This is a genomic window from Sorangium sp. So ce363, from assembly GCF_051520435.1.
GTDB classification, from domain to species: Bacteria; Myxococcota_A; Polyangia; order Polyangiales; family Polyangiaceae; genus Sorangium; species Sorangium cellulosum_B.
On the sequence record NZ_CP150333.1, the window covers coordinates 8,087,129 to 8,107,149 of the forward strand.

The window sequence follows — 20,021 nt, forward strand, 5'->3', positions numbered from 1 at the left end:
GTGCTGGTCCTCACGCCCGGCAGCTGTACCGGTACCGCAGGGCCCGCCCGGCTGTACACTTCGTCTTGTGCAGGTGCAGGCGCCCATCGAAGCGGAGGACGAGGCCCACCTCTACGACCGCGTCGCCGCGCACGTCGCGGATCTGATCGCGCGCGGCGCGCTGCGGCCGGGCGACCGGATCCCGTCGGTGCGGCGGCTCAGCCGGCAGCAGGGGGTCAGCGTCGCGACGGTGCTGCAGGCGTACATGCAGCTCGAGAACCGCGGGCTCATCGAGGCGCGCCCGCAGTCGGGGCACTACGTCCGCGCCCGCCGGGGCACGGCGCTGCCCGAGCCCCGGGCCGCGCGCCCCTGCACCACCGCCACGCGGGTCAGCGTGAAGAGCCTCGTCTCCAAGGTCTACCGGGCGTGCCGGGACCCGCACATCGTCCCGTTCGGCGCGGCGTGCCCGAGCCCGGAGCTCCTGCCGACCGACAAGCTGAACCGGATCCTCAGCGCGATCGCGCGGAGCGCGGGCGGCGCCGGCGTCTCGTACGATCCGCCGCCCGGCCTGCCGGCGTTGCGGCGGCAGATCGCCCGGCGCTCGGTCGAGTGGGGCGTCGCGCTCTCCCCCGACGACATCGTGACGACGGTCGGCGCCATGGAGGCGCTCCACCTCTGCCTGCGCGCGGTCGCCCGCCGGGGCGACACGGTCGCGCTGGAGTCGCCGGCGTACTACGGGCTCCTCCAGCTCATCGAGAGCCTCGGCATCAAGGCGATCGAGGTCCCGTCGCACCCCCGCACCGGCATGGACCTCGACGTCCTCGAGGAGATGCTGGGCCGCCACCGCATCAAGGCGTGCCTCGCGATCCCGAACTTCAACAACCCCCTCGGCAGCGCCATGCCCGACGAGGCGAAGGAGCGCCTCGTCGCGATGCTCGCGCGCCGCGAGGTGCCGCTCATCGAGGACGACATCTACGGCGACCTGCACTTCGGCGACGTCCGCCCCCGCCCCGCCAAGGCGTTCGACAAGAAGGGCCTCGTGATGCTCTGCTCGTCGTTCACGAAGACGGTGGCGCCGGGCTACCGGGTCGGCTGGACGGCCCCCGGCCGCTTCCTCGACGAGGTCGAGCAGCTCAAGTTCGCGCAGAGCGTGGCGACCGCGACGCTGCCGCAGATGGCGATCGCCGAGTTCCTCGAGATCGGCGGGTACGACCACCACCTGCGGACGCTCCGGCGACGGCTCGCCGCCCAGGTCGCGCGCATGAGCGAGGCGATCGCCGAGCACTTCCCGCCCGGCACCCGCGTCTCGCGCCCCGCCGGCGGCTTCGTGCTCTGGGTCGAGCTGCCGCCCGGCACGAGCGCGCTCGACGTGCACGAGCGCGCGCTCGAGCACGGCATCAGCGTCGCGCCGGGGCCGATCTTCTCGGCCAAGCACCGCTTCTCGAACTACATCCGGGTGAACTGCGGCTACCCGTTCACGGAGCTCAGCGAGCACGCGGTCCGGACGCTCGGACGGATCTGCGCCGAGACCGCCGAGGGATGACGCGGTGGACCGCCGTGGCCCCGGCGGCGGCCGGCGCGCCCTGGATGCCGTACCCGCGCTGAAGTAGAACCTTCCCTCTCGATCGAGCGCCCGCCCCGACGAGCCCACGCCCTTGCGCCCCCGACATCCCGCGTCCCTTCCTTCGCCCGCGCCCCCGCCGACGCCCGCGCTGCGGCCTGCGCTCCCGATCCTGCCTGCGCACCGCCCGCCCGAGCCCGCCCGCGCTGCGGCTCCATCGCCCGCCCGCCCCGCCTGGGCGCTCGCGGCCTCGCTCGCCGTCCTGCCCGCTTGCGGCGCCGGGACGATCGCCTCGCCGGGCACGCGAGCGCCGGAGACGCTGCGCGCGCTGCCGGATCGCATCGACGGCAGCACCCTCCTCGGCGGGGACGCGCAGCGCGCAGCGCAGGCGGGCGCGAGCGCGCTCCGGGTGATCGGCGCGGACATGGCGTCCGACGGCGATCGGCTCGGCGCCTTCGTCGAGGTGCCCGCCGGCGAGTGCATGCTCGCGATGGCGCGGGTCTCGCCGACGATCAGCGACGTCGACCTGTTCGCCTTCGAGGACGACGGCAGCGCCTTCTCGACGGACGAGGCCGCCGACGCGCGCGCGTCCATCCTCGTCTGCCCGCCGCACCCGCGGAGGCTCTATGTCATGGCGCGCGTGATGTCGGGCGCCGGGGCGGTGAGCGTCGGCGTGCAGAGCGTCCCGGTCAAGGCGGCCGACGCGGTCGCCCGCGCCGTCGGCGCGCGCGGCAGGTCCGGCGACGAGAGCGGGCGCCTCGAGTCGTGGCCCGGCCTGGAGGCGAAGATCAGGGCGCGCCGCGCCGCGGTCGGCGCGCGCTGGGACGACGTCCGGCGCGTCGCGCTGCCCGTCGGATCGAGGACCGCGAGCCGGATCGGCGCCACCCTCGACGGCGGCCGCTGCCTCGACGTGCTCGTCTCCCCGAGCGACGAGGTCGCCTCGCTCGAGGTGGTCGCGGAGGACGAGACCGGCAGGGTCGTCGCGCGCGCGCGCGAGCGGGGCCAGGATCGCTCGCTGCTCCTCTGCTCGGCGGTCTCCGTCGAGCTCTCGATCGCGATCCGCTCGCGCGGCACGCAGGGCCTCGTGGCCGTGGTCGTGGGCCGCTCGCAGCCGGGCGCCGAGGCGGAGATCTCCGGCGCCACGCCGATCGAGCGCGTGACCGAGGGCCGCGACCTCGCCGAGGCGCGGGCGGACCACGCCCGCGCGCTCGCCGGCCGGGGCTACGGCGCGCCGCGCGTGTCGACCGGGGCCGCGCGGCTCGGCAGCCGGACGACGCTGCCGATCGAGCTGCCGGCCGGCTGCGCGCGGATCGACGTGCTGGCCGGCAAGCCGCTCGCCGACGTGCTCGCGGAGCTCTGGAGCGAGGGCCACGCCCTCCTCGGCCGCGCCCGGGGCGGCGCCCGGGCGACGCTCTTCACCTGCGGGCGCGGCGGCCCCGCCCGCGTCGACGTCGAGTCGATGGCGCAGCCTGGCCCGTTCGCCGTGGAGGTCCGCAAGGAGCCCGAGGCCCCGCCGGCGCTCGTCGCCCATCCGCTCGCCGCCGCGAGGCTGCTCGGGCGCATGAGCGCCGCCGGCCCCGCCGACGCCGCGGGGGCGGCCGGCGCGCAGGCGGTGGGGCTCGACGCCGCGCGCCTCAAGATCCTCCCGCTCCCGATCCCGGCCAACACGTGCGCCGAGGTGATCGTGGCGCTCGACGCCGACGGCGCGGGCGTCGATCTGCGGCTCGTCGACACCTCGACGGGCGAGAGCGCGCTCGCCAGGGCGCGGCACGTCGTGTCCGACAGCCGCTGCGCCGGCCCGGCGGCCGTCCCCGCGTCGATCGAGCTGCGCCTCGCGCACGGCAAGGGAGACGCCCTCGTGCTGATCCGCACCTCGCCCAGGTCGCGCTGAGCGAGCAGGCGCCGAGGCGAGAACGCTCGACCGCCCGCCGCGCCTTGACAGCGGAACCCCCCGAGCCCTCAGATGACGGCCGAGGGGCCGTTCGATGTCCTCGGGTCGCTTCGCCATCGCCACGCACGCCCTCGCGCTGCTCGCCCAGTCCGACGAGAGCTGCGCGAGCGACGCGCTGTCGGCGAGCATCAACACGAACCCGGCCTTCCTGCGGCGCATCCTCGCGCGGCTGTCGCAGGCCGGGCTCATCGAGGCGCGGGAGGGCCGCTCGGGCGGCTATCGCCTGGCGAGGCCGGCCAAGAAGATCCGGCTGAGCGAGGTGTACGCCGCCGTCGAGCCGGAAGGCGCCATCGCGCCGAGCCCGTGCGAGCCGAACGCGAGGTGCCCGATCGGGTCGGGGATCCAGCGGGCGTTCGATGAGGTCGCCGAGGCGGCCAACGCAGGGCTGCTGCGCGGCCTCGCGCAGAAGACCGTCGCGGACATCGCGCTCCGGGCGCAGCACCTCGGCCGCCCTGCGCCTGCGCCGATCAAGGCAGGCTGATCGCGGAGGCGCCTGGCCGCGCGGCGACGCCGCCGGCCTCCTGCCCCGGACACACGCGAGCCGCCATCCCTGCGGGCGGCCGAGCCGCTCCCCTGGCAGAAACTGAAACCGTGCATATAACAGTTGGAGCGAGCGTGGCTGTCGAGGATCGGGCCGGCATCGGGCCGGCGCGTCGCAGCCAGGGCCCGCTCACTCCAGCGAAGACCGAAAGGACAGCGCCATGGGCAGCAGCAATGTCATCGAAGTCAACGACCTGAATTTCGCGCAGGAGGTCCTGCAGACGGACACGCCGGTGCTCGTGGACTTCTCGGCATCCTGGTGCGCCCCCTGCAAGCGGCTCGCGCCGATCGTCGATGAGATCGCCGCCGAGACGGCGGGCCAGGTCAAGGTGGTCAAGCTCGACGTCGACGCGTCGCCCGAGGCCGCGCAGCGCTTCGGCATCCGCGGCCTGCCGACGGTGGTCGCCTTCCAGAAGGGCGAGCCCGTCGGGCGGCACGTCGGCCTCACGAACAAGAAGACGCTGCTCGCGCTCCTCGGACGTTGAGCGCGCCGAGAACCTCGAGCACATCGAGCCTCCGCCGGCGATCGTCCGCGCCGTGACGTGCCCCACATCGCGCCCCCTGCGCGACGGAGACGCCACCACAGCGCGCGCCAGGACCGCTGGACACCCGACATCGACCTTCATTTCGCGAGCGGCTCCCGCCTTCACCCCGACCGCACGGGATGTGCGCGGCGCGCGGCCGTCGCATTGCGCGTCGGCCGTCTTCTACGGACGCAGCATCCCGTTGACATGACCACCCGATACGAGATTTTCTCGTCCGAGGAAGCCCAGCACTCCGCAACGCCGCTCGCTGCCGTCCGTCGAGGCGGTCGAGGGTCGCCACGCGGAGCCCTGCCGGTGTGGGTATTTCTGGCACGGCGCGACCGAGCCTGGCTTCCCGGACGCCATGGCCCTGTTCGACGACGACTTCGAGACGCTCGAGCAGCTCCCCGAGATGCGAAAATCTCGCGGGAAGGGCGGAGATTCGCACGGCCAGAGCCCCACCCCCGTGAGCCTCGGCCGCGCCCGCGCGGAGCTCACGGATCTGTCCAGCGACGGCCCCCGCTACGAGATGCGGTCGCTCCTCGGCGTCGGGGGGATGGGCGAGGTCCACTTCTGCAGGGACCGCCGCATCGGCCGCGACGTGGCCATGAAGGTCATCCGCGCCGAGCACCAGGGCGACACGACGCTGCGCCACCGGTTCCTCCGCGAGGCCCGGGTGCAGGGCCAGCTCGAGCACCCGTCGATCGTGCCCGTCTACGACCTCGGCGTGGACAACAAGGGCTCGGCGTACTTCACGATGAAGCGCCTCCGGGGCCTCACGCTGGCGAGGATCCTGAACGAGCTCCGCGAGGGCGACCCGACGGCGCTCCAGAGCTTCTCGCGCCGCAGGCTGCTCACCGCCTTCTCGTCGGTCTGCATCGCCGTCGACTTCGCGCACTCGCGCGGCGTGCTCCACCGCGACCTCAAGCCCGCCAACATCATGCTCGGCGACTTCGGCGAGGTGTACCTGCTCGACTGGGGCGTCGCGAAGCTCATCGACACGCCGCTCCAGACGATCGACATGGGCGAAGATCCCATGAGCACGCGGACCATCCCGGGCGACGTGCTCGGGACCCTCGGGTACATGTCGCCGGAGCAGGCGCAGGGGTGCGTCGACACGCTCGACGTGCGCAGCGACATCTACTCGCTCGGCGCGATCCTCTTCGAGCTCCTCACGCTCAAGCCGCTGCACCCGAAGAAGGACCGCACCGAGATGCTCGACTCGCTCATCCACGGCGCCGACGCGCGGGCGTCGGTGCGCGCGCCGGAGCGCGAGGTGCCGCCTGAGCTCGACGCGATCTGCGTGACGGCGACGCGGCGCGAGCCCTCCGAGCGCTACCCGTCCGCCCGCGCGCTCTACGAGGCGGTCGAGCGGTTCCTCGACGGCGACAAGGACGTGGAGCTCCGCCGCGACCTCGCGGCGCGGCACGCGGGGCTGGCCGAGGAGCGCGTGACGGAGGCGCTCGCCGGCGGCAAGGAAGCCGAGGGCGCGCGGAAGGCGCTGCTCAGCGAGGTCGGCCAGGCGCTCGCCTTCGATCCGTCCAACGAGCGCGCACTGGAGACGCTCCGGCGCGTCCTGACCGAGCCGCCGCGCGAGATGCCGGGGGAGGTGCTCGCCGAGCTGGACGCGGCCGCGGCGGCGCGGCACCGGCTGCAGCTGCGCGCGGGCATGCGCGCCGAGCTGCTCGCGACGGCGATCGCGACGCTGGTCGCCGCGGTGTGGCTCGGCATCCGGGAGTGGCAGGTCTTCGCCTTCATCCTGGGCTTCACCGCCCTGGCGGCGCTGATGAAGTTCCTCGCCGCGCGCGTCGTCCACCGCCCGTCCGCGGAGTGGTACGCCTACGCCGGCTTCGTCTTCAACGTGCTCAGCTTCCTGTGCATCGGGCGCGGCTTCGGCCCGCTGCTCTTCATGCCGATGCTGCTCGTCATCCTCACGTACGGCAACTCGTTCACGTACCGGACGGCCTACCGCGTCGCCGTCGTCGTGACCAGCTGCATCGCGGTGCTGGCCGCCGCGTGGATCGAGTACTCGGGCGTCCTGCCCCGCTCGTACGAGTTCGCGGGCGGCGCGATGGTCATCCTGCCCCAGGCCGTCGAGCACTCGAAGATCGCGACGATGACGGCGCTGACGCTGACGACCCTGTTCATGCTTGTCGTGCCGGCGTTCATGATGGGCCAGCACCAGCACGCGCTGCGCGCCGCGGAGCGACGCGCGTTCCTGCAGGCCTGGCAGCTCCGCCAGCTGCTGCCGGAGCGGGCCCAGCCCGGCGCCGCGGCCAGCCCAGGCCCGGAGCAGGCCCCGCGCCGCCGCCCGAGGCGCCCCCACGCCGCGGAGTGAGCGGGGTCAGTCCATCGGCCAGACCGCGACGACCCAGACCGGCGAGCCGCCGCGCGCGGACACGCGGAGGGCGGCGCTCTCCTCGATCTCGGAGCAGAACGCCACGCCGGCGCTCTCGCCGTTCTCGCCGGCGTCGTCGCGCCCGGCGCGGTCGCCGAGCTCGACGGAGATCCGGAGCGCGCGCAGCTCGCCCCGGGCCAGCGCCGCCGCCGCGAAGTAGCAGCGGCCCGGCTCGACCTGGACCGGGACGAGCGTGTCGCCCTGCGCGCCGATCGCCTCGGCGATCGCCTGCGCGCGCGGCGCGGGCGCGTGGCGGCGGCGCAGCGCGGCGGCCAGGTTGCCCCGGGCGCGCGCGCCGAAGTGCCCCGGCACGAACGCGGACATCGGCCACTGCGCGTCGGACAGCACGACCTTCACCGGCCCCGCGGCCCCGAGGAAAGGCACCTCGACGACCCCCTGCTCGCCCAGACAGAAATCGAGCCGCGCGTCGGGCGCGTCGGACCTGTCGCGATCGAGCAGCCTGCCCGTGGTCCCCTCGCGCGCCTCGGCGTCGAGGTCGGTCGCGCGGCGCAACGTGGCGCTCGGCACCTCGGCCATCAGGTCGAGGCGGTGGCAGCCCTCGGGGAGCTTGACCGAGAACTGCCCCGTCCCGATCGACGAGGCGCGCATGTCGGTCGGAGCGACGCGCGGCGCCCCTTCCGCGAGCGCGCGCCGCGCGGCCCGCGCGACCCGGGCGTCGAGCGGCCCCGGCTCGGAGGGCCGCCCAGGGTCGCCGCGGGGCGCGACGGGCCCGGACGCGCGCTCCGGCAGGATGGCCTCGACGCGCTCCAGCGGCCCGCTCGACGCGGCGACGACGACATCGAACGCGCTGCGCGTCGACAGCACCTCGATCGCCACGCGGCGCAGCCCCTCGCGCTCGGCCCCGCACCGCGTGACGGCCGCGACCCCGGCGACGCTCAGGACGCGGCGGTCGTCCTCGGGCTCCGCGCCGCGCAGCTGTTGGATGAGGCCCTCGAGGGCGGGGACGCCGCCCGATGGCCCCTCGGGAGAGAGCGTGAACTCCGCCGTGCGCGGCGCGAGGAACGCGGCGGTGAGGCACTCGTCCGCCGCCGCGCCGGCAGCGCCAGCCACGCGGGCCGGGCCGGCGGGCGGATCGATCGCCACGACCCGGGCGCGGCCGTGCTCGAGGAAGATGGGGGGGAGGCGCGCGACGCGCGCGCCCGAGAGCGACCACATCCGCGCGACGCGCGCGGCGTCGTCGCTGAGATCCGCGCGCGCCGTCGTCCCCGCGGAGACGCCGGCGAGCGCGGCGAGGAGGGAGAGGGCCGCGGCGCGCGCGGCGCGCGCCACGCGCGCCACGCGCGCCCCGTCTGATGCCGCGCGGCCCCGCTCGGCGGCGCCGCCCGCCGCGGCCCTCAGGCGACCGGGGCTACGACGAGCTGCGCATCGACTCGATGAGGATGCGCGCGACCTCCGGACGGGAGAACTCCGGCGGCGGCAGCTCGCCGCGCTGGAGCAGCTCGCGCACCTTCGTCCCGGACAGGTTGACCTGCGTCGACGCATCGCCAGGCGCCGTCTTCGCCGTGGCCATCGCGCCGACCACCGTCGAGTAGAACGCGTTCTCGAAGTTGAGCGTGGTGATGCCGAGCTCTCCGGGGCTGAAGGCATTGAAGATCTCCTGCGCGTCGTACGTGCCGTAGTAGCTGCCGACGCCGGCGTGATCGCGCCCCACGATGAAGTGGGAGCAGCCGTAGTTCTTGCGCGCCAGCGCGTGGAAGATCGCCTCGCGCGGCCCCGCGTAGCGCATCGCCGCCGGGTAGATCGAGAGGAGCACGCGGTCCTTCACATAGTACTTCGCGATGAGCTCCTCGTAGCAACGCATCCGCACGTCCGCCGGGATGTCGTCCGACTTGGTCGCGCCGACGAGCGGGTGGATCATCAGGCCGTCGCAGATCTCCAGCGCCGTCTTGGTGATGAACTCGTGCGCCCTGTGGATCGGGTTCCGCGTCTGGAACCCGACGATGCGGCGCCAGCCCTTCTCGGCGAAGTACGCCCGCGTCGTCGCCGGGCTCCGGTCGTACGCCGGGAACGCCGAGTCGACGGGCCGCTCCAGCACGCGGATCTCGCCGCCGACGTACACGGGGCCCGTGCTCATCAGGTACGCGACGCCCGGGTGCTTCGTCTCGGTCGTCCGGAACACCTCCTGCGCCTCGATCTCCTTGTTCGGCCGCCACTTGTCGCTCAGCTCGATGACCGCGACGATGCGGCCGTCGCGCGCGCGGAGCGCCGCCTCGGAGCCCACGCGGAGCCCCTCGGCCGCCTGCTCGGAGACGGCGAGCGTGATCGGCATCGACCACGGAAGGCCGCTCTCGAGCCGCATCTCGCGCACGACGCGCAGGTAGTCCTTCGAGTTCATGAAGCCGCGCAGCGGCGAGAACGCCCCGATCGCGATCATCTCGACGTCGCTCTCGGTCCGCTCGTCGAGCTCGATGACCGGCAGCCCCTTCGCCCGCTCCGCGAGCGACGCCTTCGCCGCGCCCTCGACCCACCGGTTCACGAGCTCGCCGCCGTGCGGCGCGATCAGCCCGCGCGCGCCGCCCGCGGCCGCCCCCGCGGCGGCCGCGCCGGACACGGCGACCGCGGCGCCGCGGCGCGGGACGTAGCCGAGCTCCTCGAGCTTGGCGAGGATCTTGGCGAGGCTCTCCTCCTTCGTCTCCTTGCCGGTGTCGACGACCACCTCGGGGCTCTCGGGCGCCTCGTACGGATCGTCGATGCCCGTGAAGTTCTTGATCTCGCCCGCGAGCGCCTTCTTGTAGAGCCCCTTCGCGTCGCGCTCGGCGAGCACGGGGATCTCGCAGGAGCAGAACACCTCGACGAAGTGGGGGATCTGGGCCCGCTGCTCGTCACGGATCGCCTTGTAAGGGCTGATGGCGGCCGTCATCGCGCACGCGCCCGACCGGGCGATGAGCTTCGCCACGTATCCGATCCGCCGGATGTTCGTATCGCGGTCCTCCTTCGAGAACCCGAGGCCCTTCGAGAGGTTGGTGCGCACCTCGTCGCCGTCGAGCACCTCCACATGGACGGAGCGGGCGCGGAGCTCGGCCGAGAGCATCGCCGCGAGCGTGCTCTTGCCGGCGCCGCTCAAACCGGTGAACCAGACAACAAAACCTGACATTTAGGCAACTCCTTCGATGATGAAGTGACGACTACGGACTCGGCCTCTCCGGGCCTCGGATTCAGATCCCTCAACGAGCGGATGAGGGCTGCGCGAGAGCGCGTCGACGCGCGCCCCGGCGCGATGAGCTCAATCGACGACGGAGAACGTCGACGCGACGAACGCGGCGCCGTCCCACACGAAGAGGCGGTGCTCGGCGATGCGGGGCGCCTCCTCCGGGCGCCCTTCGCCGGAGCCGCCGCGCACGCTGGTGACGAGGAACGCGAGCGGGAACGCCGGCCCGGGCCCCAGCACGATCTGGCCCCCTTCCTCGGCCGGCGGCTCGCCGCCGCTCATCATGGCGGCGTCCGTCGGGCTGAAGTAAGCGCCGGCGTCGAGGTGCGAGTGATAGAGCACCTTCACCGGGCGCCCCGCCGAGGCGCCCTTCTCGACAGCGTCGGAGAAGCGCTTGCCGTTGAAATCGAAGAACGTCCGCGCCGTCCGGAAGTACCGCTCCGGATCGATGGCGTGAAGCTTGTTCGCGATGTTGTCCATCCGGACGTGCTCGTCGCAGAGCAGCGGCTCGGCCGCGGGCCCCTTCAGGTACCCGCAGGCCTCCTCGTCGCGCGCGTAGCCCGCGAGCGCCTCGTCCTCGACCGCCTTGAGCACGCTCGCCTTGAGGACGACCCCACCGGCGGTCCACGGCTGTGGAGACATCACCATAAGTAACGCTTCTCCCATTTCATGGGCGCAAAATAGCGGTCGCCCCGGTCCGGGACAATCGCCACGACGCACCCTCCTTGCTGTTCGCGGTGCAGGCGCTTCGCCACCTCGAAGGCCGCGAAGACGGCCGCGCCGCCCGAGTGCCCCACGTGCAGCGCCTCCTCGCGCGCGAGGCGATCGGACATGTCCCAGCCGTCCTCCGTCGCGATGCGCATCGTCTCGTGGTACGCGCCCTCGTCGTGGATGGCGGGCACGAGCGAGCTCGGCAGGTGCTTGAGCCCCTCCAGCCCGTGGAGCGCCTCCGTGGGCTCGACGGCGATGCAGCGGATCGGGCGGTGGTGCTCGCGCAGCCGCCGGCTCGTCCCGACGATGGTGCCGCTCGTGCCGATGCCGGCCACGAAGTGCGTGATCCTGTCGCCGACCGCCTCCAGGATCTCGCGCGCCGTGCCGTGGTAGTGGGCGAGCGGGTTGTCCTCGTTCGAGTACTGATCCGGGTAGAAGTACCGCTCCGGATCCTTCTCGACCAGCGAGCGCACGAGGCGGATCGCGCCGTCGGAGCCCTCCATCGGGTCGCTGAAGATGAGCTCCGTGCCGAACGCGCGCGCGATGTCCTTGCGCGCCTTCGACACGTTCGACGGCATGACGAGCGCCACCTTGAAGCCCATCGCCGCGCCGAAGAGCGAGTAGGCGACCCCGGTGTTGCCGCTCGTCGAGTCGATGAGCGTCTTCTGGCTGGTGAGGCGGCCGTCCGCGGCGGCGCGGGTCATCATCCGCAGCGCGGCGCGATCCTTCACCGAGCCGCCGGGGTTCGCGAACTCGAGCTTGGCGTAGACCTCGACCGACGGCGTGTCGCGGCCGACGCGCGAGAGGCGCAAGAGCGGCGTGTCGCCCACCGCGTCGACGACCGATCCCAGGCGGCGGGAGCGGGCGAGCGAGTGCCTCATGACGGGTCGACCTCCCCCGCGCTCCCCTGCCCCGCGCTCCCCGCGGCGCTGCTCAGAGCCAGCGCGGCGCGCATCTCGGCGAGCGCCGCGCGCGCGCCGGCGAGCACGGCGCGCGCGGCGGGCGAGGTGACGAGGTCCGCGGGCGCGAGCGCGGCGAGGTCGATCGCGCCGTCCGCGAGCGCGCCGAAGCCGGCGCCGCGCGCGTAGCGCTCCGCCACCTCGTGCGCGAGCGGCGGCGCGTCGCTGCCGCCGCCGAGCACGCGCGCCGTCGCCGCCCCGAGCCTCGCCTGTCCCTCTGGACCGATCTCCGCGAGCAACACCTGGCGGAGATAGCGCGGGTCGTCCACCTCAGCCCCCGGCGATCGCGGGCACGATCGCCACCTGGTCACCGCCCTTCACGGGCGTCTTCAGCCCGTCGAGGAAGCGGATGTCCTCGTCGCCCACGAAGATGTTCACGAAGCGCCGCACGCCCTTCTCGTCGAGGAGTCGGTCGCGGATGCCGGGGTAGCTCTTCTCGAGGTTCTCGATCAGCTCGCCGACGGTGCCGCCGGCGGCTTTGACCTCGTCCTGCCCGCCGGTGAGCGTGCGGAGCGGGGTCGGGATGCGGACGGTCGCGGTGTCAGCCATGGTCTTGCTCTCCAGTCTTGAGGTGGGTCGAGGATCCGCTCTCGCGGTCGTTTTCAATTTCAACGTGGGTCGGGGATCCGCTCTCGCGGTCCCCTTCAACGTGGGTCGGGGATCCGCTCTCGCGGTCCCCTTCAACGTGGGTCGGGGATCCGCTCTCGCGGTCCCCTTCAACGTGGGTCGGGGATCCGCTCTCGCGGTCCCCTTCAACGTGGGTCGGGGATCCGCTCTCGGCCGCGCACGCGACGACGTAGCGGGACGCGTCGATCGTCGCGATCGCGGCGCGCGCTCCGCACAGGTCGCAGGTGGGCCGCGCGGAGACAGGGACGCTGCGCAGCGTGTCCGTGCGGCCGTCGTACGTCGCGATCCGGCCGAAGATCGACGCGTCGCCCGCGAGGATCGCCAGCGCGCGATCCGCCGCGATCGCGCCGGCCACGCCGCACACCGGGCCAGCCACCCCGGCCGTGGCGCAATCCGGCGCGTCCCCGGTCGGCAGGTCCTCGAACAGGCAGCGGTAGCAGGGCGCCCCCTCCCCCGCGACCGCCATCACCGTCGCGCGCCAGCGGATCGCGGCGGCATGGACCACCGGCGTCCTCGTGAGGCGGCACACGTCGGCGATCAGGAACCGCGACGCGAAGTTGTCGGTCGCGTCGACCACCACGGAGACGCCCGGCATCAGCCCCGCCGCCGCGCTCGGCGTGAAGCGGCCGTAACGGCGATCGACGCGGAGCCCGGGGAAGCGGCGGCGCAGCGCCTCCGCGAACGCATCGAGCTTCGGCCGCCCGACGTCGTCGTCGTCGAACAGGATCTGACGATGCAGGTTCGTCAGCTCGACCTCGTCGTCGTCCGCGACCCGGAGCTCCCGCACCCCGCCAGCGGCGAGCGCGAGCGCGGCGGGCGCGGCGATCCCCCCCGCCCCGACGACGAGGACGCACCCCCGGATCGCCTCGCCGCCGCTCATCGGAAATACTCGTCCAGGCTGAAGTAGCGCTCGCCGGTGTCGCAGAGGACGGTCACCACGTTGGCGTCGGGGCCGAGCTCGCGGGCGACGTCGAGCGCGACGCGCACCGCCGCGCCAGCGCTGATGCCGACGAGCAGCCCCTCCTGCCGGGCCAGCGCCACCTTCGTGTCGTACGCGGCGCGATCGCTGACCGTCCGCACCTCGTCCACCACGCCCGGATCGTAGTTCGCGGGGACGAACCCGGCGGCGAGCCCCTGGATCTTGGTGGGCCCGCGCTCGCCGCGCGAGATCGTCGCGCACGACTCGGGCTCGACCGCGATGACGCGCGTCGCCGCGCGCATCCGCTTGAGCACCCGCCCGACGCCGCTCACCGACCCGCCCGTCCCCACGCCGGCGACGAACGCGTCGATCGTCAGCGACTGCCGGGGACCGGGCCGCCCCGGCGCGTCGAGGCCGGCCATCGCGTGCAGGATCTCCCGCGCGGTCGTCTCCGCGTGGACGCGCGGGTTGTCGGGGTTGTCGAACTGGCTGAGGATGAGCGCCCCCGGGATGTCCGCCGCGAGCTCGCGCGCCCGCGCGATGGCCCCCTCCATCTGCAGCTCGGGCTCGGTCAGGACGACCTCCGCGCCGTAGGCCTCGAGCAGCTGGCGCCGCTCCAGGCTCATGCTCGCCGGCATCGTCAGGATGCAGCGGTAGCCCTTCGCCGCGCACACGATCGCGAGCCCGATCCCGGTGTTCCCCGACGTGGGCTCGATGACGACGCCGCCCGCGCCGAGCAGCCCGCGCGCCTCGGCGCCCTCGATCATCGCCAGGCAGATCCGGTCCTTCAGCGAGCCGCCCGGGTTCTGCTGCTCGGCCTTCCCGAAGACGCGCCCCCGGGGCGTCGCCGCGTCGACGCGGCGGATCTCGAAGAGCGGCGTGTCGCCCACGAGATCGAGGAGGCTGTCGACGACGCGCGGGTGCGACGGGAGCGGCGGGAGCTGCGCTGCGCCCTTCGCGGGTTCCGCGGGTGTGCGGGGGGCGCCGGTGGACTGTGCGGATCGTTCGGGGCTGCTCATGGTGTCGGCTCAGATCACGTAGGTCGAGCGCTCCGGCCGCCCCTTGCGGTGCACGCCGAGCTCGACGCCGCGCTCGCAGACGTCGGCGATCGACACCGAGTCGAAGCAGCGCTCGATGGCGAGCGCCAGATCCTGGAACACGGCCGTGGGCGGGTCGAGCGGCGAGCCCTCCGGCCTGCCGTCGTCATCCGGAGCGATCACGGCGACCGGCCCCTCCAGGGCGCGGACCACATCGCCCAGGCTGATCTCGCTCGCGGGCCGCGCGAGGTGGTAGCCGCCGCGCGGCCCCCGCTTCGAGCTGATGAGCCCGGCCTTCTTCAGGTCCTGGAAGATCTGCTCCAGGAAACGCGCGGGGATGAGCTCCCGCTCGGAGATCTCGCGGATCTGGGTCGGCCGCCCGTCGTTGTGGAATGCGATATCGAACAATGCGCGCACACCGTAGCGACCCTTGTTCGAGAGCTTCACCGCCAGCCATATGCATTGGTGCATCGGAGAAGTCAAGAACTGCACATTCAGCGACTTCCGCTTCTTTCCGTGCGACACAGCACCCGAACAGCCCACAAAAACCGGGCGTCGCGGGGAAATTACCAGCAGAGGTTCACCGTTCGCCGCGTCGGCGCGACGCAGCCTCCGGCTTCCTGTTGAACCGGGTGGGACGGGTTCAGTAGCTTCGAGCTCTATCGAGGCTGCGAGTCGCCGCGCGTGCACGGAGGGGCGCGCGGAACGTGATCGGCGCGCGGGCGTCGCACGGTTCGGGTTGCGGCGCACCAACCTAGGAGTCGGCCGGTGGCTTTCTATCAAGACCCCCCCACACTCGGGAACCAGTACGACGACGACCGCGTGCTGCGGTCCTATCTCGCGCGGGCCCTGCCGCGCGAGGTGGCCGCGTCGATAACGCCTTCGCTGCGGGAGATGGGCGAGCTCGCCGGCGGCCGCCTGTACGAGCTGCAGCTCGCCGATCGCGCGAACGAGCCGAAGCTCACGTCATGGGACGCCTGGGGAAGGCGCATCGACCACGTCGAGGTGACCCAGCTCTGGAAGGAGGCGGCCCGCATTGCGTGCGAGCGGGGGGTCGTCGCGACGGCCTACGAGCGGGCGCACGGCGCGTTCTCGCGCGTCCATCAGTTCGCGCTGGCGTACCTCTTCGACGCGTCGAGCGACGTGTACACGTGCCCGCTCGCGATGACCGACGGCGCCGCGCGGACGCTCCTCGCGAGCGACAACCGCGCGCTCATCGACCGCGCGGTGCCCCGGCTCACAAGCCGCGACCCCGCCGCCGCGTGGACCTCGGGCCAGTGGATGACCGAGCGCACCGGCGGCTCGGACGTGGGGCGGAGCGAGACGGCGGCGCGCCTCGGCCCCGACGGGGCCTACCGGCTCCACGGGACGAAGTGGTTCGCCTCGTCGACCACGTCGGAGATGGCGCTCACGCTCGCGCGCCCCGAGGGCAACCCGGAGGGCAGCCGCGGGCTGGCGCTCTTCTACGTGGAGCTCGCCGGCGAGGCGGGGCGCCGCGAGGGCGTGCTGATCAACCGGCTGAAGGACAAGCTCGGCACCCGCAAGGTGCCGACCGCCGAGCTCACGCTCGACGGCGTCCTCGCCACGCCGGTGGCGGGCCTGTCGAACGGCGTCCGGGCGATCGCGCCGATGCTCAACGTGACGCGCACCTGGAACGCGATCGGCGCCATCGCCGGGATGCGCCGGGGGCTCGCGCTCGCGCGCTCGTACGCCCAGAGCCGAGTCCAGTTCGGCACGACGCTGGCGGAGAAGCCGCTGCACATGGACACGCTCGCCGAGCTCCAGGCCGAGTTCGAGGGCGCCTTCCACCTGACCTTCCGCGCGATCGAGCTGCTCGGGCGCGAGGAGACGGGCTCGCTCACCGATTCGGAGGCGAAGCTGCTGCGGCTGATCATCCCGCTCGCGAAGCTCACGACCGCCAAGCAGGCGGTGTCGGTGCTGAGCGAGGTGCTCGAGGCGTTCGGCGGGGCCGGCTACGTCGAGGACACGGGGCTGCCGCGCCTGCTCCGGGACGCGCAGGTCCTCACGATCTGGGAGGGCACGACGAACGTGCTCGCCCTCGATGCGCTGCGGGTGATCCTGAAGGACGGCTCGCTCGACATCCTCGCGGCCGAGGTGGCGCGCCTCCTGACCGGCGTCGTCGAGCCCAAGCTCGCCGAGGCCGAGACGTCCGCGTCGCGCGCGGTGTCCCACGCCCGCGCGTGGATCAAGGAGATGGCCGCCGCCGACCGCCCCGGCCTCGAGGCAGGCGCCCGCCGGGTCGCGATCACCCTGGGCCGGGCGCTGCAGCTCGCCCTGCTCGTGCGACACGCCGCGTGGGCCATGGACCGCGAGCGAAGCCGGACCGCGCTGGCCGCCGCCATCCAGTTCGAGCGCAACGGCGTCGACTGCATCCGGGACCACGATCGCGACACGATCGAGGCCCTCGCCGAGACGCGACAGCGGCCCGATACCTGAACAAAAGGTGGGGTCTACCCACTGAACAAATCCCAGCAACCCGGGCGCGGCGACAGCGCGAGGCGGGCGTGGCGCCGCGATCCGCGCCTCGTCCGCGACCTTCGACGATTTTTCCGTGGTCGCGCCACGTTCTGATCATACAGAATTAACGTTTGATTTCGGACGTTTGCGAACGCACGGCCGTCCTGGAAGCGGACGGCATTTGTCCTAGCGTCGTGCGAAGGCACTAGACGGGACAACCTGAACGGGCTTACAGTAATGCGTAGCTGCGGCGCTGAACGCGTGCCCGACGTGGGCGACGTGCGGGCGGGCCCGTCCATCGAGGCGGGCTCCGCCGGCGCGGCGTCCCCGGTGGGGTGAGATCCGCCTGCGCGCGCCTCCGGCGCGTGCGTGGGACTTCGTCCGCCTCCTGGACGGATCGGGCTCGCGTGGGCCCGGGCACGCGCGCGGCGCGCGGTGTGGGCGAGCGCACACGACGAGCTGCGAGCTGCGAAGAGGCGAGATGAAGACGCAATACACGCTGCTGTCCGGCGAGACGGTCGAGTTCCCGACGCCGGCGGGCGAGCTGGGCGCCTTTCTGTCCCGGGTCCTGGCGGCGGCCAGGGATCCGTCGGTGTCCGAGGTAGAGCTGCTCGATCTCGTGCTCGGCCCGGAGAACCCGTTGCTGGACAGGACCGCCGTCGCGGGCCGGAGCGTCGCGACCGCCGACGTGTACCGCGACCCGGCCTTCCACGTGATGCTCGACTGCGTGGCGCGGAAGCGGCTGCCGCCCGATTCGGCGGTCGTCACGCCGCGGACGCGGTTCACGATGACGGTGCCGGACGCCGCGCACCAGCTCGGCATCTCGGAGAGCGCGGTGCGCCAGGCGATCTACGCGGGGCGGCTGCGCGCGAGCAAGGAAGGGGGCACCTACTACCTCGATCCGCAGTCGGTAGCGGGCTACCGCGTGAGCAAGCGGGGGCCGCGGCGCCAGGACCAGATGGCGAAGGGGCCGCCCGGGGCCACGCTCGACGCGCGCATCGGCTCGGGGCCAGACGCGAGCTTCCGCGTGAAGCACAGCCGCGACGACTTCGAGCTGTCGGAGAAGCGCGGCCCCGAGTGGACGGGGATGATCCCGGCGGGGTGGCGGCGGATCGCGGTGCTCGGCACGTCGAAGGACCGCTCGCGCTACTGGGAGATCGAGCCCGCCGAGGGCGAGAGCGTGCTGCACTTCGAGGGCTTCTACCTGCGCGGCGGCTTCCGCATCGTGGAGACCGTGAGCACGTCGCCGCGGGCTGTGGCGGCGTTCAAGGACTTCCAGCCGCGATGAGCGCGGGCAGGCGCGGCGAGCGCGGGAAGCGGAGCGCGACGAGCGCGCGACGCGGGCGCGCGGTGAGCGCGCGGCGCGGTCGCCGGATCAGAAGCGGGCCTGGAAGCTCGTGCCGAGGCCGAAGAAGTCGGGGTTCACGAAGGTGCGGAGGGCCACGGTGCCCTCGGAGGGATCTCGCTCCATGAAGGTGCCGTTGTTGTCACGCACATATTGAGCCCACGCCACCGCGGAGAGGATCTTGCTGATATCCCACTTGAGGCTCGCGCGGAGCTGGAAGATCGGGACGGCGGAGGCGTTGAAGGGGAGGATCGACACATTGCCCTGCTCTCGGACGACGGACGTGCGCGCGATCACCGCGCTCATGGCGTCGATGGACATCGTCCTGAACGCGGCGGGGAACTGCAGGCCCACGCCGAGGCCGGGCGTGAGCCGCGCGGACGCGAGGTGGTAATCGGCCGCGAGCGCGAAGAACAGCTCGTCGGCCGTCGAGGTCTGGGCGGTCTTCGGGATCGTCTGGAAGGGGATGAAGCTCGGCTGGTTGCGCAGCACGAACGGCAGGTCGCGGTAGACGCCCGTGACGCTCGCGCGCGCATACCCGGACTTGACGACCGCCTGGAGGGCGCCGGCGCGTGCCGGCTGGTGGGTGGTGGCGCCCGCAGATTCGAAGTCCTTGAGGTTCTGGAAGAGGTTCGTCGCCTCGAGGATCACCGCCCATGTCGTCTTGCCCGGCGCGTACGTCTCGGGCTTGAAGAGGATCTGCGGCTTGCTGGGATCGTTGCGATAGAGGAGGAAGTCGACCGACTGCGGGATGGGCTCGTTCCTGGCGTGCGCGACGATCCGGGCCGAGGCGCCGTAGGTGTAGACCGGGTCGCCGGCGACGTCGGGCAAGTCGAAGCGGCCCTGCTGGAAGTAGCCGGCGCCGAGGTCGACGTGAACGTGGGGGTGGAGATCGGCTTCCCCGCCAAGGAGAAAGCCGTAGTTGGTCTGAGCGATTCGGATCTCCTCGGTCTCGCTCGTGCCGGGGGTGAGCACCTTCTGGACCTGGGTGAGGCTCGCGATCTTGAACCCCGCGTACACGCTGAACCGGTCGGCATCGAGCTGGACCTTCGCACCAGGCGCGGGTCCGATGATGCGCGGGAAGATGGACTGGTTGGCGGAGGCGTTCGTCCCGCCCCACGAGATCTCGTAGAGATAGCCGAGACGAAACCGGTCCGTGTCGATGGGCCAGAGCGTGACACCGACGCCGGTCTTCCCCTCTGCCCTGCCGCCTATGTGATAGAAGGCGCGAATGAACGATCCGGCGTCGTAAAACGCCTGATTGACGTTGTTGTTGTTCCTGGACAGCGCGGCGAGATCGATGCGCAGGACGAGCGAAGCCTCGGTGTCCAGCCGCTCGATGAACCCCGGCATCCTCTTGTAGAGCGCGAGGTGCGTCAGGTTCTCGCGCCCGCTGAAGCGGGAGTTGAGGTTGTCGAAGAAGAGCCGGTATTGCTTTCGATCGCCGACGCTGAGGTTGGGCGAGAGCGGCTGCGCCTGACCCGTGTCGTGGAGCAGGTCGTCGTCGCCGAGCGTCCACGTGAGGCGCGTGTCCATCGCGTCCCCCACGCGGACGAGAGGCTCGGTGGCCGCTGGCGGGAGGTAGGGTTCGATCCGCGGGAGGGTCGGGACAACGGGGGCGGGGGCGGGCTGCGAGATCGGAGGCGGCGCGGCGGCCGCCGGGGCCGGCGCGGCCTGGTCCGAGGCTGGCGCGTCAGGCGCTGGCGGCGGCTGCGGCTGGCCTAGCGCCGGCGGCGCGAGCGTGAACAGCAAGGCCGCGGAGGCAGCAGGGGCGAGGAGCGCGCTTCGGTGCATGGCGGGCGGTGGCTTTCCTGGGCCTGGGT

17 protein-coding genes are annotated in these 20,021 nt (G+C 72.8%); 7 read left to right on the forward strand and 10 right to left on the reverse strand.

Translation table 11 applies throughout. The features are described 5' to 3' along the window. The first annotated feature begins 67 nt into the window (after nucleotides 1–67). The 5 genes from WMF12_RS30325 (at nucleotide 68) to WMF12_RS30345 (ending at nucleotide 6,893) form a co-directional block, all read left to right on the forward strand. The gene (locus WMF12_RS30325; RefSeq protein WP_437851011.1) at nucleotides 68–1,522 is read left to right on the forward strand and encodes a PLP-dependent aminotransferase family protein; all 1,455 of its coding nucleotides are present in this window, start codon (nucleotides 68–70) and stop codon (nucleotides 1,520–1,522) included. 112 nt (nucleotides 1,523–1,634) lie between these two features. Beyond that, nucleotides 1,635–3,431 (forward strand): hypothetical protein, encoded by a 1,797-nt coding sequence (locus tag WMF12_RS30330; protein WP_437851013.1) that lies wholly within the window; start codon nucleotides 1,635–1,637, stop codon nucleotides 3,429–3,431. A 94-nt stretch (nucleotides 3,432–3,525) separates the two neighbouring features. Beyond that, on the forward strand, nucleotides 3,526–3,972 hold the full coding sequence (locus tag WMF12_RS30335; RefSeq protein ID WP_437740148.1) for an Rrf2 family transcriptional regulator: 447 nt from the start codon (nucleotides 3,526–3,528) through the stop codon (nucleotides 3,970–3,972). A gap of 220 nt (nucleotides 3,973–4,192) precedes the next feature. Further along, nucleotides 4,193–4,516, forward strand: coding sequence for a thioredoxin (gene trxA / locus WMF12_RS30340; protein WP_437522675.1), 324 nt, complete (start codon nucleotides 4,193–4,195; stop codon nucleotides 4,514–4,516). A gap of 403 nt (nucleotides 4,517–4,919) precedes the next feature. Then, complete coding sequence (locus WMF12_RS30345) at nucleotides 4,920–6,893, forward strand: serine/threonine protein kinase (RefSeq protein ID WP_437851015.1); 1,974 nt, start codon at nucleotides 4,920–4,922, stop codon at nucleotides 6,891–6,893. Nucleotides 6,894–6,899: 6 nt separating this feature from the next. Here the strand turns inward: WMF12_RS30345 and WMF12_RS30350 are convergent, their stop codons facing one another. From WMF12_RS30350 to WMF12_RS30390, 9 genes are all read right to left on the reverse strand, one after another. Then, a complete protein-coding gene (locus WMF12_RS30350; protein ID WP_437851017.1) occupies nucleotides 6,900–8,252 on the reverse strand; it encodes a hypothetical protein in 1,353 nt (450 codons plus the stop codon). 70 nt (nucleotides 8,253–8,322) lie between these two features. After that, the gene (sat, locus tag WMF12_RS30355; protein ID WP_437851019.1) at nucleotides 8,323–10,068 is read right to left on the reverse strand and encodes a sulfate adenylyltransferase; all 1,746 of its coding nucleotides are present in this window, start codon (nucleotides 10,066–10,068) and stop codon (nucleotides 8,323–8,325) included. Nucleotides 10,069–10,197: 129 nt separating this feature from the next. Further along, nucleotides 10,198–10,764: a Mov34/MPN/PAD-1 family protein gene (locus WMF12_RS30360; RefSeq protein WP_437851021.1), complete on the reverse strand. Its 567-nt coding sequence runs from the start codon at nucleotides 10,762–10,764 to the stop codon at nucleotides 10,198–10,200. Continuing rightward, complete coding sequence (locus WMF12_RS30365; RefSeq protein ID WP_437851023.1) at nucleotides 10,764–11,714, reverse strand: PLP-dependent cysteine synthase family protein; 951 nt, start codon at nucleotides 11,712–11,714, stop codon at nucleotides 10,764–10,766. The genes WMF12_RS30360 and WMF12_RS30365 overlap by 1 nt, the downstream gene beginning before the upstream one ends. Next, nucleotides 11,711–12,061 carry a hypothetical protein gene (locus WMF12_RS30370; RefSeq protein ID WP_437851025.1) on the reverse strand — a complete coding sequence of 117 codons (351 nt, stop codon included), beginning with the start codon at nucleotides 12,059–12,061 and terminating at the stop codon, nucleotides 11,711–11,713. Before WMF12_RS30370 ends, WMF12_RS30365 begins: the two co-directional genes overlap by 4 nt. Nucleotide 12,062: 1 nt before the next feature. Further along, complete coding sequence (locus WMF12_RS30375) at nucleotides 12,063–12,341, reverse strand: MoaD/ThiS family protein (protein ID WP_012238383.1); 279 nt, start codon at nucleotides 12,339–12,341, stop codon at nucleotides 12,063–12,065. Continuing rightward, on the reverse strand, nucleotides 12,334–13,299 hold the full coding sequence (locus WMF12_RS30380; RefSeq protein ID WP_437851026.1) for a HesA/MoeB/ThiF family protein: 966 nt from the start codon (nucleotides 13,297–13,299) through the stop codon (nucleotides 12,334–12,336). The genes WMF12_RS30375 and WMF12_RS30380 overlap by 8 nt, the downstream gene beginning before the upstream one ends. Beyond that, entirely contained in the window at nucleotides 13,296–14,357 is a 1,062-nt protein-coding gene (gene cysK, locus WMF12_RS30385; protein WP_437740155.1) for a cysteine synthase A, read from the reverse strand. Before cysK ends, WMF12_RS30380 begins: the two co-directional genes overlap by 4 nt. 9 nt (nucleotides 14,358–14,366) lie before the next feature. Continuing rightward, nucleotides 14,367–14,846 (reverse strand): RrF2 family transcriptional regulator, encoded by a 480-nt coding sequence (locus WMF12_RS30390; protein ID WP_437740156.1) that lies wholly within the window; start codon nucleotides 14,844–14,846, stop codon nucleotides 14,367–14,369. Nucleotides 14,847–15,143: 297 nt separating this feature from the next. Here WMF12_RS30390 and WMF12_RS30395 point away from each other — a divergent pair, with 297 nt between their 5' ends. Both WMF12_RS30395 and WMF12_RS30400 read left to right on the forward strand, forming a co-directional pair. Further along, nucleotides 15,144–16,832, forward strand: coding sequence for an acyl-CoA dehydrogenase family protein (locus WMF12_RS30395; protein WP_437851028.1), 1,689 nt, complete (start codon nucleotides 15,144–15,146; stop codon nucleotides 16,830–16,832). A 502-nt stretch (nucleotides 16,833–17,334) separates the two neighbouring features. After that, complete coding sequence (locus WMF12_RS30400; RefSeq protein ID WP_437851030.1) at nucleotides 17,335–18,141, forward strand: helix-turn-helix domain-containing protein; 807 nt, start codon at nucleotides 17,335–17,337, stop codon at nucleotides 18,139–18,141. Nucleotides 18,142–18,228: 87 nt separating this feature from the next. On the opposite strand, the gene WMF12_RS30405 is transcribed toward WMF12_RS30400, so the two are convergent. After that, entirely contained in the window at nucleotides 18,229–19,992 is a 1,764-nt protein-coding gene (locus WMF12_RS30405) for a hypothetical protein (RefSeq protein ID WP_437851032.1), read from the reverse strand. Between the last annotated feature and the right edge of the window lie 29 nt (nucleotides 19,993–20,021).